At 55.1% G+C, this 13437-nt stretch carries 7 protein-coding genes; 5 read left to right on the top strand and 2 right to left on the bottom strand.

Going from position 1 to position 13437, the window contains the following annotated elements; translation table 11 throughout:
* Positions 1-2 precede the first annotated feature (2 nt).
* The 3 genes from nirB (at position 3) to WBL83_RS01865 (ending at position 8167) form a co-directional block, all read left to right on the top strand.
* Positions 3-4073, top strand: coding sequence for a nitrite reductase large subunit NirB (gene nirB / locus WBL83_RS01875; RefSeq protein WP_424587540.1), 4071 nt, complete (start codon positions 3-5; stop codon positions 4071-4073).
* Positions 4070-6691 (top strand): molybdopterin-dependent oxidoreductase, encoded by a 2622-nt coding sequence (locus tag WBL83_RS01870; protein WP_424587539.1) that lies wholly within the window; start codon positions 4070-4072, stop codon positions 6689-6691. Before nirB ends, WBL83_RS01870 begins: the two co-directional genes overlap by 4 nt.
* Positions 6692-6766: 75 nt before the next feature.
* Positions 6767-8167, top strand: a complete 1401-nt coding sequence (locus WBL83_RS01865) for a YchO/YchP family invasin (protein ID WP_424587538.1) — start codon at positions 6767-6769, stop codon at positions 8165-8167.
* 233 nt (positions 8168-8400) lie between these two features.
* Here WBL83_RS01865 and narL read toward each other — a convergent pair whose 3' ends face one another.
* Together narL and narX are read right to left on the bottom strand one after the other, a co-directional pair.
* Positions 8401-9051: a two-component system response regulator NarL gene (gene narL / locus WBL83_RS01860; RefSeq protein WP_424587537.1), complete on the bottom strand. Its 651-nt coding sequence runs from the start codon at positions 9049-9051 to the stop codon at positions 8401-8403.
* On the bottom strand, positions 9044-10828 hold the full coding sequence (gene narX, locus WBL83_RS01855; RefSeq protein ID WP_424587536.1) for a nitrate/nitrite two-component system sensor histidine kinase NarX: 1785 nt from the start codon (positions 10826-10828) through the stop codon (positions 9044-9046). The genes narL and narX overlap by 8 nt, the downstream gene beginning before the upstream one ends.
* A gap of 303 nt (positions 10829-11131) precedes the next feature.
* Here narX and narU point away from each other — a divergent pair, with 303 nt between their 5' ends.
* Both narU and WBL83_RS01845 read left to right on the top strand, forming a co-directional pair.
* Positions 11132-12526 carry a nitrate/nitrite transporter NarU gene (narU, locus tag WBL83_RS01850; RefSeq protein WP_424587535.1) on the top strand — a complete coding sequence of 465 codons (1395 nt, stop codon included), beginning with the start codon at positions 11132-11134 and terminating at the stop codon, positions 12524-12526.
* Positions 12527-12721: 195 nt separating this feature from the next.
* Positions 12722-13429, top strand: coding sequence for a GntR family transcriptional regulator (locus WBL83_RS01845; RefSeq protein ID WP_424587534.1), 708 nt, complete (start codon positions 12722-12724; stop codon positions 13427-13429).
* Positions 13430-13437 lie beyond the last annotated feature (8 nt).

The following is a 13437-nucleotide window of genomic DNA, read 5'->3' as shown; positions in this document are numbered from 1 at the left end:
TCATGAAGCAACGTCTGATTGTTATCGGTAATGGCATGGCTGCGATACGCCTGGTGGAACAAATTATCGCGCGAGCGGCGGGGCGTTTTGCCATTACGCTGTTTGGCGAAGAGCCAGGGCTCAGCTACAACCGTATTTTGCTCTCGCCCGTACTGGCTGGGGAAAAAACCGCCAGTGCCACGCAGCTGCACGATGCCGCCTGGTATGTTTCACACGGTATCGAGTTGCTCACGGGCGAAGCGGTGCTGGAAGTGAACACCAAACATCAGACGGTGCGCTCAGCAACGCGCACGCTTCAATACGACGAACTGGTTTTCGCCACCGGTTCACTGCCGTTTATCCCGCCGATTGAAGGCCATACGCTGCCGCATGTTCACGGGTTTCGCACCCTCGCTGACGTTGATGCCATTGTGCACGGTGACAGTGACGCCGTGGTGCTCGGCGGCGGATTACTGGGCGTTGAAGCCGCCGCAGCACTGCGCGCACGTCATATTCCCGTGACGCTGGTACACCGTCAGGCGTGGCTTATGGATCTTCAGCTAAACCAGGCGGCAGGCGTGCTGCTTGAGCAACATCTCGCACAACGCGGGATTATCTGCCAGCTCAATTGCGGCATTGTTCGCATCACCGCGCAAAGCGTGTTGTTGAGCAATGGCGAGCAGCTGCCCGCCGGAAGGGTGATTATCGCGACCGGCGTAAAACCGAATATTTCGCTGGCGCAGCGTGCCGGGATCCGTTGCCTGCGCGGGATTACCGTCGATGCCCAGTTACGCAGCGACACGCCGCACATCAGCGCAGTGGGTGAATGCTGTGAAATAGAGGGGCAGACGTGGGGACTGGTGGCGCCTTGTCTGCAACAGGCCGACGTTTTAGCCGCTCGTTTATGCGCTATGCCCGCCAGTGATTTCCGCTATCAGGATCGTGGAACACGCCTGAAAGTCAGCGGTATTCCCCTGTTTTCAGCAGGCGACCTTCGCCTTCAGTCCGACACCCAGGTGCTCACCGCCTTCGATCCTCTGACTCAACATTATCGCTGCCTGCATTTGCGCGGCGGCAAGCTGGTGGGCGCATTGCTGTTGGGGGATATCACGCCCGCCAGTGCGCTGACCGACACGTTACTCAGCATGGCACCTGTTACACCTGCCGTGTTGTTCGATGAATACCACTCTGATGAGCAGCCACTGGCTGCCGGAAATGACGACATGACAAAACAAACGCTGGTAGTAATTGGTCACGGCATGGTCGGCCATCACTTTCTGGAACAGTGCGTGGCGCAGCAATTGCACCAGCGCTATCACATTGTGGTGTTCGGTGAAGAGCGCCATCCGGCCTATGACCGGGTTCATCTATCGGAATACTTTGCCGGGCGCAGCGCGGAGTCATTGTCGATGGTGCAGGGGGATTTCTTTCATGACAACGGTATTGAGTTACGTTCTCACAGCAAAATCGTCGATATAGACCGCAAACAACGCCTGGTGCGCGACGACCAGGGGCACGAAATATACTGGGACAAACTGGTGCTGGCCACGGGGTCGTTTCCCTTTGTCCCTCCGGTGCCGGGGCATACACTCCCGGGTTGCTTTGTCTATCGTACCCTTGACGATCTGGATGCTATTGCACAGCATGCGCGCAATGCCACGCGCGGTGTGGTGATTGGCGGGGGGTTACTGGGGCTCGAAGCGGCAAACGCCCTTAAACAGCTCGGTCTGGAAACGCACGTGGTGGAGTTTGCGCCCAACTTAATGGCGGTGCAGCTCGATAACGCGGGTGCCGCTATGCTACGTGAAAAAATCAGCGACATTGGGGTACAGGTTCATACCAGCAAAACCACCACGGCGATTACCGGGGATAACGGCGGCTTGCAACTTAACTTCGCCGATGGAGAAATACTGAGCACCGATTTAATCGTCTTCTCCGCCGGCATTCGCCCACAAGATGCGCTGGCGAAAACGTGCGATCTGACGTCTGGTGAGCGCGGCGGCATTGTTATCAACGACCAGTGTCAGACCAGCGACACGCGTATTTACGCCATCGGTGAATGCGCGCTGTGGGAAGGGAAAATCTTTGGTCTGGTGGCGCCGGGCTATCAGATGGCGCGCGTCACGGCGGCGTCTCTGGCAGGGACTGAGTCCGCGTTCCTCGGCGCGGATATGAGCACGAAACTGAAATTGCTCGGTGTGGAAGTGGCCTCGTTCGGCGATGCACATGGGCGCACGCCGGGCAGCCAGAGTTATCAGTGGACCAACGGCCCGCAGCAAATCTATAAGAAAATCGTCGTTTCAGCTGACAACAAAACCCTGCTCGGCGGCGTGCTGGTGGGCGATAGCAACGAGTACGCCCAACTATTGCAAATGATGCTCAACGCGATGCCTTTGCCTGCGCAACCCGAAAGCTTAATTTTACCCGTATCTGCGGGCGGTGCGCCGAAAGGGTCAGGTGTGGCAGCACTCCCCGACAGCGCGCAGATTTGCTCGTGCCATAACGTCAGCAAAGCCGATATTTGTGCGGCGGTGAGCAACGGAGCGGGTGACATGGCGGCGGTTAAAAGCTGCACTAAAGCGGCGACCGGCTGCGGCGGCTGTTCGGCGCTGGTGAAACAGGTGATGGAATGCCAGTTACAGGAACAGGGCGTCGAGGTGAAAAAGGACATCTGCGAACACTTCCCGTATTCGCGGCAAGAGATCTATCACCTGGTGCGCGTCAACCATATCCACAGCTTTGAACAGTTAATCAGCCGCTACGGCCACGGCCACGGTTGCGAAATCTGTAAACCACTGGCGGCTTCCGTGCTGGCATCATGCTGGAACGAATACTTGCTCAAACCAGCGCACTTGCCGCTGCAGGACACCAACGACCGCTATTTTGCCAATATCCAGAAAGACGGCACTTATTCCATCGTGCCGCGCGTTCCGGCGGGTGAAATTACACCGGACGGGCTCATTGCCATCGGTCAGGTGGCAAAGCGTTATCAGCTATACAGCAAAATTACCGGCGGCCAGCGCATTGACTTATTTGGTGCACGCCTTGAGGAACTGCCCGCTATTTGGGAGGAGTTAGTGGCGGCAGGGTTTGAAACCGGCCATGCCTACGGCAAGTCGTTACGCACGGTGAAATCCTGTGTGGGTTCCACCTGGTGCCGCTATGGCGTGCAGGACTCCACGGGGCTCGCGATAGAACTGGAAAACCGTTATAAGGGACTGCGTTCCCCGCACAAAATCAAAATGGCGGTCTCTGGTTGTACCCGCGAATGCGCCGAAGCACAGAGCAAAGACATTGGCGTTATCGCCACCGACAAAGGCTGGAATCTGTATGTTTGCGGCAATGGCGGCATGAAACCCCGTCACGCGGATCTGTTCGCCAGCGACCTGGATCGCGAAACACTGATCCGCACCATCGACGGTTTGCTGATGTTTTACATCCGCACCGCTGACCGATTGCAGCGTACCAGCACCTGGATGGATAACCTCGAAGGTGGCATTGATTATCTTCGCGAGGTGATTTTGCACGACAGCCTCGGCCTCGCCGACGAGCTGGAAAAAGAGATGATAAGCGTGGTGGATAGCTACCAGTGTGAGTGGCAAACCACGCTCAACAGTCCTGACCGCCTGGCGCTGTTCCGTTCCTATGTTAACAGCGATAAACCGGACGAAGCAGTACAACGCCAGAACCTGCGCCAGCAATTACAGCCGGTGAACGAAGTGGCTCATCTGGAAGCGAAGCTGCCGACGAAACCGTGGCAGGCGGTGTGCGATGTCAATGCTATCCCGGCGCAGGCCGGAATTGGTGCACGTTTAGGCGAGCATCAAATTGCGCTGTTCCGCATCGGGGAAGCCATTTACGCCCTCGATAATCTCGAACCCGGCAGTGATGCCAACGTGTTGTCACGCGGGATTATTGGTGATGCCAGCGGTGAGCCGATTGTAGTTTCCCCCCTTTATAAACATCGTATTCGGTTGCGCGATGGCTGCACGCCAGACGGCGAGCAGGCCGTTCGTGCCTGGCCGGTAAAAGTCGAACAGGGCATCGTGTGGGTGGGGAGCCAGGCGCTGATTATGCGTGCGGAGGCATCATGACAAGCGAAAGCATGATGAATAGTGATGCAGTGCGTACCACTTGCCCCTATTGCGGCGTGGGGTGTGGTGTGGAAGCCCGGCAGACCAAAGCAGGAACGTTCGTGATTAGCGGGGATCAACAGCATCCGGCAAACTTTGGGCGCTTATGCGTTAAGGGAGCAGCACTGGGCGAAACCCTGGGGCTGGAAGGGCGCTTGCTGTATCCCGAAGTCAATGGTGAACGTGTCACATGGGATGCCGCAATGGATGAAACCGCGCGGCGGCTGAGCGCGATTATTGCGGAGTTTGGCCCCAAAGCCGTAGCGTTTTACGCCTCCGGCCAGTTGCTGACCGAAGACTATTACGTGGCGAACAAACTGATGAAGGGATTTATCGGTGCCGCTAACATCGATACCAATTCACGGTTGTGCATGTCATCGGCAGTGGTGGGCTACAAACGCGCATTTGGCGCCGATTACGTCCCCTGTCGCTATGAGGATCTGGAGCAAACCGATCTGGTGGTGTTGACCGGTTCCAATGCGGCCTGGACGCATCCGGTGCTTTATCAGCGCCTGGTGCAAGCTAAACAACAGCGGCCGACGATGAAAATCGTCGTCATCGACCCGCGTCGTACCGCGACCTGCGACATTGCCGATTTGCATCTGGCGCTGCGCCCCGGAAGCGATGCGGCACTGTTTGTCGGCATGCTGAATCATCTGCATCAACAGCAGCCATTACTTACCGAACAGTTTGACGGGCAAACCGCAGCGCTTGAAATCGCCGCCGGGTGGAGCCTGGAAAAATGCGCCGATTTTTGCCAGCTCGACAGCGCTGATGTTCAGATATTCTGGCAATGGTTTAGCCAGTCTGAACGCGCCATGACGCTTTACACCATGGGGATTAATCAGTCGTCGAGCGGCAGCGACAAATGCAACGCGATAATCAACGTCCATCTGGTGAGTGGCAAACTTGGGCGACCAGGTTGCGGCCCGTTTTCGCTGACCGGACAGCCAAATGCGATGGGCGGGCGAGAAGTGGGCGGCCTTGCCAATCAACTCGCCAGCCATATGAGTTTTGACGCGGCAGATATCGCACGGCTTGGGCGGTTCTGGGGAAGCGAGCGTATTGCCGAAACACCGGGGTTAATGGCGGTTGAACTGTTTGAAGCTCTCGGGCGCGGGGAAGTGAAAGCCGTGTGGATAATGGGCACGAATCCGGTGGTTTCGCTGCCGGATGCGTTGCGTGTTGAACAGGCGCTGGCGAACTGCCCACTGGTGATTGTTTCTGATGTCGTGCGTGAGACGGATACCTCGCGTTACGCGACAGTCAGATTTCCGGCACTGGCATGGGGTGAAAAAAACGGCACGGTGACCAATTCTGAACGCCGGATTTCACGCCAGCGTGCGTTTTTACCCGCTACGGGTGAGGCTCGCGCAGACTGGTGGATCCTCGCGCAAATCGCGCAGCGTCTGGGTTATCGCGAGGCCTTTAACTGGCAGCATCCTCACGAAATTTTCAGCGAACATGCAGCCCTTTCCGGTTATGAAAATAATGGCTCGCGTGCGTTTGATATCAGCGGGCTGGCGAATTTAAGCCGTGAACAGTACGACGCACTGGAGCCGGTACGCTGGCCGGTTACCACGCGTGGTCATGAACCTCTAAAAAGCTGGCGCCCCAATGGGAAATTCCAGCTGATGCCCGTCGAACCTGAACTCCCGCAGGCGGTGGCGGATCCGCATTATCCTTTGATTCTCAACAGCGGACGTATCCGCGACCAGTGGCATACCATGACGCGCACTGGCAAAGTGCCGCGTTTGCTGCAACATATCACGATGCCGCTGCTGGAAATTCATCCTCGTGATGCGCAGCGTTATGGCGTGAAAGAAGGGGGGCTGGTGAGAATTGCCTCGCGCAGCGGCGGGATGGTGGCGCGGGTGCAGGTGAGTGAAAACCAGTTGCCCGGCAATGTATTTGCTCCCATGCACTGGAGCCGGCAGTTTGCTCGCAAAGGGCAGATTAACAGCCTGGTTTCTGGCGTGTGCTGCCCGCATTCGGGTCAACCGGAAAGCAAACAAACGGCGGTGCGTATTCAACGCTGGCAGCCGACATGGCAGGGGGAAATATTTGCCCGGGAAGAAATCGCGTTTGCCGGGGAGATACAGTGGTGGCGCCAGGCGACGGCGGGTGTTCACCATTTTCTGTGCGCCGCGGACAGTTCACCGGAGTCATGGATTGAAACGCTGACGGCCGGGCGGGGCTGGCAATTGCAGTACGCTCAGGGCGACGGAGAATTTTATTATTTGCTCGCCTGGCATGAAGATGCACTGCAACTGGCTTTTTACAGCGCCACAACGTGGCCTGACATTCACACCGCGGCGGTTGTCGCAGGATTTGGATCCACACCCATAACTTCACAGCAACGCCATCTGTTACTCGCAGGGAAAGCCGCGGGAGAAACCGTTGATACGGGTAGCACGGTGTGCAGCTGCTTTGGTGTGGGAGAGAAAACCATTCGGCTGGCCATCGCTTCGGGTTGCCATTCGGTGGCGACGCTCGGTGAAAGACTACGCTGTGGAACCAACTGCGGCTCCTGTGTCCCTGAGCTTAAAACGCTGATCGCCAAAACGGTCAATAAATGACGAAAACATTTCAGGAGTAATCTGTGTTTACCTGTTCAGGCGTGATTTGCAGGGTTGAGATGTTATAATTTCCAGATGTTTAGAAAAGCCGTTCCATTTTTCACCCTGTCGTATGCACTCCTCAGCGCAGGAGGGGTAGCCAGTACCCGCCAGAACTTTATCGATCAAGCCGAAAACCCTTTTGACCAAACCACGACACAATTGCCCGATATGGGCATTGCGCCTGAAAGTGATGCCGCAGCACGTGAAATCGCCGCCATGGCGAAGAAGTTTGGTGAAGCGAGCATGGTGGATGACGGGCTGGATACGGGCGAGCAGGCGCGGATGTTCGCGTTTGCCAGGCTGCGGGATGTATTAACCGACAAGGTAACCAACGAAGCCGAATCGTTATTATCCCCATGGGGCAAGGCCAGCATCAACTTGCTGGTGGATGAACACGGCAACTGGAACGGCAGCAGCGCTTCGCTGTTTAGCCCGTGGGAAGATAACAACCGTTACCTCACCTGGAGCCAGATAGGTTTTGCCCAGCAGGATGATGGCACGATCGGCAACCTTGGTGCAGGCCAGCGTTGGGTCGCCGGGGACTGGTTGCTGGGTTACAACGCTTTTTATGACAATCAGCTTTCCACCAATTTGCAGCGCGCAGGCCTGGGAGCCGAGGCGTGGGGTGAATATTTACGTCTTTCGGCAAACTACTATCAGCCGCTCAGCAGCTGGCAGGAAGGCGATAGCGAAACGCTGGAGCAACGCCTGGCACGGGGATACGACGTGACCGCCCAGGCGTGGTTGCCTTTTTATCGTCACATCAATACCAGTGTGAGCTTCGAGAAGTACTACGGTAACAGTGTTGATCTGTTTGATAGCGGCACCGGTTATCGCAACCCGGTGGCGGTGACCATGGGGCTAAATTACACCCCGATCCCACTTGTCACACTCACTGCCCAGCATAAGCAGGGTGAAAGCGGTGTGTCGCAGGATAATCTCGGCCTGAAAGTAAACTATCGTTTTGGCGTGCCGGTGAGAAAACAGCTTTCTGCCGCTGAAGTCGCCACCACCAGTTCGCTGCGCGGTAGCCGTTATGACAGCGTGGAACGAGATTCGCTGCCAGTAATGGAATACCGCCAACGTAAAACACTGTCGGTCTTTTTGGCGACGCCACCCTGGGAGTTACACCCCGGCGAAACGGTGGCACTTAAGCTGCAAATCCGCGCCAGCCACGGTATTCGAAGCATCATCTGGCAGGGTGATACGCAAGAGCTGAGTTTGACGCCACCGGCTGATAATCGTGACACCAGCGGCTGGAGCATGATTATGCCAGCATGGCGTGAGCAGGGGCCACATGAGTATCGTCTGTCGGTGGTGATTGAAGATGATAAAGGTCAGAAGGTGACCTCTAACTGGATTACCCTGAAGATGGCGGAACCGTTGAGGGTGGATCCGCTCAACGATCCGCGTTATGAGTTGTTGCCCGAATAGCGGGGTATGGCGGTTATGTCGGATGACGCTGCGCTTATCCGACCTACGATTCGATTTGATTCGGTTTTGTAGGGTGGGCCGCTCAACGATCCGCGTTATGAGTTGTTGCCCGAATAACGGGTTACGGCGGTTATGTCGGATGACGCTGCGCTTATCCGACCTACGATTCGATTTGATTCGGTTTTGTAGGGTGGATAAGCGCAGCTTCATCCACCACTTTCACCGTGCTAACCTTAAAATATCCGGTCCTGATGCACCCACACCGCCGCTTCCACTCGCGATTTAAGCTTCATCTTCTTCAGCAAGTGCTTAACGTGAACCTTCACCGTACTTTCGGTGATGTCCAGACGACGGGCGATCATTTTGTTCGGCAAACCTTGCGCGATGAGCTTGAGAATGTCGCGCTCACGCGGGGTTAAAAGATTCACATCGCGGTCAGAGGTGGCGCGATTGGCGCGTAAACTTGCCGCCAGCACTGGCGTCAGCGCTTCGCTAAGTACCATCTCCCCGGCGGCGGCTTGTTGCAAGGCTTTAAGCAAATCCTCCGGCTCCATGTCTTTCAACAAATAACCATCTGCCCCTCTTTTCAGCGCCGTTACCACATCTTCTTCATGGTTCGAGACGCTAAACACCACGATACGACCTGAAAGCGGTTTTTCACGCAGGCAATCCAGCGTTTCCAGGCCGTTCATGCCGGGCATATTCAAATCCAGCAGGATCAGATCAGGGTCGAGTTCCTCCGCCAGTTGCACGCCTTGCGCGCCGTTGCCCGCTTCACCTACGACGGCCAGTTCCGGCGCCATACTGATCAATTGTTTTACGCCAGTGCGCAGCATCGGATGATCGTCGATTAGCAAAATGGTCGAGGCTTCCGGGTTACTCATGATGGGCTCCTGTGGCTGTTTCGGGGATAAAACTCACGACGACTTGTGTTCCGCCACCTGGGCGAGCAAGTACCTGGCAGTCACCTTTCAGGCTTTGCGCACGGTCTCGCATAATAATAAGTCCGTAATGGTTGCGACGCTCGCCATTGTCGGGGATACCACAACCGTTATCCCAAATGGTTAACGTCATTTGATTCTCGCGATGTATCACGCTGACTCCACATGCCGTGGCGCTGGCGTGTTTCAGGCAGTTATTCAATGCTTCTCGGGTGATTTGTACCAGATGAATTGCCTGATGTGAGGGCACAAGGCGCGGCGGAACTTGATAATCCAGGCCCACCGGGAAGCCCAGTTTTTCACTAAATTCGCGGCAACTCTCTTCGAGCGCGGGACGCAGCCCGGGTTCGGTCAGTTGCAGGCGGAAGGTGGTCAACAACTCGCGCAACTGGCGCCAGGAAGTATTCAGTTCGCTACGCATCTGGCCGAGTAAGGTCTGCATTTCAGGGGGCAACGTGGCGCCCTGCATTTGCAAACAGCTGACCTGCATCTTCAGGCAGGAGAGCGACTGGGCGATGGAGTCGTGTAATTCCCGGGCAATGGCGGAACGCTCCTCCATAACCACCAGCTGCTGCTGGCGCTCATATTGCCGCTCCAGCGCAAGGGTAGCCGTCAGCTGTTCCATCAGCGTCAGCACTAACTGTTGCTGATCGTGCGTCAGACTGCTGCCGAGCGGTAATTGCGCCAGCACCAGGCCATATTGAATATGGTTGTCGGTCAAGCGCCATTTTAGCGGAGTGGTTTCACACGGCAGTGGAGCGGGTTCACGCGGGCAAAGATTGCAGCCGCTGGCGTCACAACTGCTGTCCGGCTGGTAGGTATATTCTTCGTAATTCTCTTCGTCTTCATACTCATAGACACGCAGTTCGAGATTACGCAGCGGCGTCAAATGCTGTAAATCGCTCAGAACGGGGGACAGGCGCTGACACAGCGGAGCCTGTGAATGCAGGCGGCGATTGGCCTGATACAGGAACGACAGCATCTGGTTTTTTTGCTCAAGCCCGGCGGTTTTCTCACGCACCCGCTGCTCAAGGCTTGCGTAACTTTCTGCCAGTTCTGCCGACATACTGTTTAACGCCACGCCCAGCGTCGCCATCTCGTTTCGCCCACGCACATTAACGCGATGGGTAAAGTCACGCTGCCCAATCGCTTGCGCCATGGTGAGCAACTTTTGCCACGGGCGCAGCAGGCGTTTGCGCAACCAGATGACGGTAAAAATGATCAGCAACCCCATCAGCGCGGCCATACCCATTTGTAGCTGGATAATCCGATGCAGGCGCAGTTCGGTGGTGTGATCGAAGGTGGTGACCAGTTGGTCAATCCGCCCGACGAATCCTGCAACGTGGGGTTTAACCTGTTGCGCATTTTGCGCCTGGCGCAGGGCGGGTGCTAACTGCTCGCGCCAGTAGTGTTGCAACGCGGCTAACTTATCCTGTTGTCCGTCCTGTTCTGCCGCTTCTTTTAAGTCGTTACTCCAGGTGGTTTTTTCCATCTCATTGAGCAAAGCATTGTCTTTTTCGCTCAGTGGAATGGCGGCCAACAGACGATAGCTTTGCATGCGCATCGACCCGGCTTTGTTGATCGCGTGAGCGTTGCCCTGTATACCCTGCGCCAGCCAACCCGCGAGACTCATTCCCGCGACACCCAGCAGCGCCAACAACAGCACAATCAATGCCAGTTGGTTAAACAAGGTGAGCGGGGACAGCAGGCGTTTTAGCATTCAGGTGAACTCCGGGGCGGATAGAGAGTGCGGGTATTCTCAGACATCCCCTGGAGTATACCCATACCCCTTAAGGATTACCCACAAATAGCCCGGAGTGGCATCTCGCGGTGTAGGGTGATTACTCCCTGTGTTCAGCCCTGTGAAAAACCACACTATTTTCACGAGTTACCGTTACCCACAAAGAATGATGATTAATTTTTAGCCGCCATTCAGATGGTTTATCCCTTGATTCACATCAATTTTTATTCCCCATTAGCACCTAATGTGGCGGCAATTACTCTCACTATTTTTGAGGTGTTTATGTCTCACATTCCCGAACAAAGTCCAAAATCGGGTTCGCTGATTACCGAATGGCGACCAGAAGAACCTGCGTTTTGGCAAAGTAAGGGTCATGGCATTGCCAGCCGCAATTTATGGATTTCTGTACCGTGTTTGTTATTAGCGTTCTGCGTGTGGATGCTGTTTAGCGCGGTCGCGGTTAACCTGAATAAAGTGGGCTTCAACTTCTCCACTGACCAACTGTTTATGCTGACCGCACTGCCGTCTGTTTCCGGTGCGTTACTGCGCGTGCCTTACTCTTTCATGGTACCGGTCTTCGGCGGTCGTCGCTGGACTGCGTTCAGCACCGGGATTTTGATTATCCCTTGCATGTGGTTAGGTTTTGCGGTGCAAAACCCGGCAACCCCATTTGGCGTATTCATCATCATCGCGCTGTTGTGTGGTTTTGCGGGGGCAAACTTTGCCTCGAGCATGGCGAACATCAGCTTCTTCTTCCCGAAAGCAAAACAGGGTGGCGCGCTGGGTATCAACGGTGGGCTCGGTAACCTTGGTGTGAGCGTGATGCAGCTGGTTGCACCGCTGGTGATTTCGCTTTCTATGTTTGCAGTATTTGGCGGGACCGGCGTTGAGCAGGCGGATGGCACGATGCTGTTCCTGGAAAACGCCGCATGGGTGTGGGTGCCGTTGCTGGCGATTTTCACCGTTGCTGCCTGGTTTGGGATGAATGACCTCGCGACCTCGAAGGCCTCTTTGAAAGAGCAATTGCCGGTTCTCAAACGCGCTCACCTGTGGATCATGGGCGTGCTGTATCTGGCGACTTTCGGCTCGTTTATCGGTTTTTCTGCCGGTTTTGCCATGCTGGCTAAAACGCAGTTCCCGGATATCAACATTCTGCACTTCGCCTTCTTCGGCCCACTGTTTGGTGCGCTGGCACGTTCTGCGGGTGGCGCAATTTCCGACCGCTTTGGCGGAACCAAAGTGTCGCTGATTAACTTCATATTTATGGCAGTTTTCAGTGCGTTGCTGTTTACCACGCTGCCACATAATGGTGTGGGCGGTAACTTCATCGCCTTCTTCGGCGTGTTCCTGATGCTGTTCCTGACAGCCGGTCTGGGCAGTGGTTCTACCTTCCAGATGATCTCCGTTATCTTCCGTAAATTGACCATGGATCGCGTGAAAGCGCAGGGCGGAACCGAAGAAAGAGCGTTGCGCGAAGCGGCTACCGATACTGCGGCGGCACTTGGCTTTATTTCCGCGATTGGTGCGGTTGGCGGGTTCTTTATCCCGAAAGCGTTTGGTACCTCGCTTGCGTTGACCGGTTCTCCGGCAGGCGCGATGAAAGTCTTCCTGGTGTTTTATATTGTTTGTGTGGTGATTACCTGGGTCGTTTACGGCCGTAAATCAGCAGCCAAATAGTCCTTTTTTAACCTTTTGGTTATCCCTTGCGCGACTTCGGTCGCGCTTTTTTTTGCCTGAAATTCCCCCTCGATCCGACTCTATTCTGCGAGAAACCTCACATTTAGAATAACTACCCCGCCAGACACCATTGTCACATTCGCTGGCTAAGAGTACCGTGACAATCAATCTGGTTTAAACCAAATGGATTAAAACATGAAAAGCCATTCCACCGTAGAAACGGCAAAAGAGATGCTCAACGACTGGCTGAGCAAAGGTGTTGTGCAGCCGGGCGGAAAATTACCTTCCGAGCGTGAGCTGGAAGAATTGCTTGGCATCAAGCGCATGACACTGCGACAGGCGTTGCTGTTTCTGGAAGGGGAAGAAAAGATCTTTCGTAAAGATCGTCGGGGCTGGTTTGTGGCCTTGCCGTGTTTCAAATACACCCCAAATACCTCCACCAGTTTTAAGCAGGCCGCGCTGGAACAGGGGCGTTTGCCGTCCTGGGGCTTTCTGGAAAAAGAGCGGGTTTACACGGCGGAACCCGAAATTTTGTCGCAGTTGAATGTAAAAGACGGTGATGAGATCTACAAAATCTGTGGATGGGGAGCCCTTGATAACCATAAAGTTTTCTATCACGAAACCTTTATCAACGCGCAATTGGCCCCAGGTTTTATTGACAAATTAGGCGACCGATCTTTTGTTGAAGTCTGGCAAGAAGCCTTTGGCAAGACCTCTCATACACAGCATTTAGCCTTTAAACCCACACGACTTTCGGCAGGGGCTTGCAAAGGGATGGGCGGTACACCTGGCACCCCGGCTATACGTGTTGAAAAATTCCGTGCCGACGAAGGCGGTCACGTGATTCAGGTTGATATCGAATATTGGCGTTTTGAATCTGTAGAGTTTTATATCGATTTATAGGAGTGAGT

The sequence above is a fragment of the Buttiauxella sp. genome, from assembly GCF_049686335.1.
Lineage (GTDB): Bacteria > Pseudomonadota > Gammaproteobacteria > Enterobacterales > Enterobacteriaceae > Buttiauxella.
This window is presented reverse-complemented; position numbering and strand designations above follow the sequence as displayed.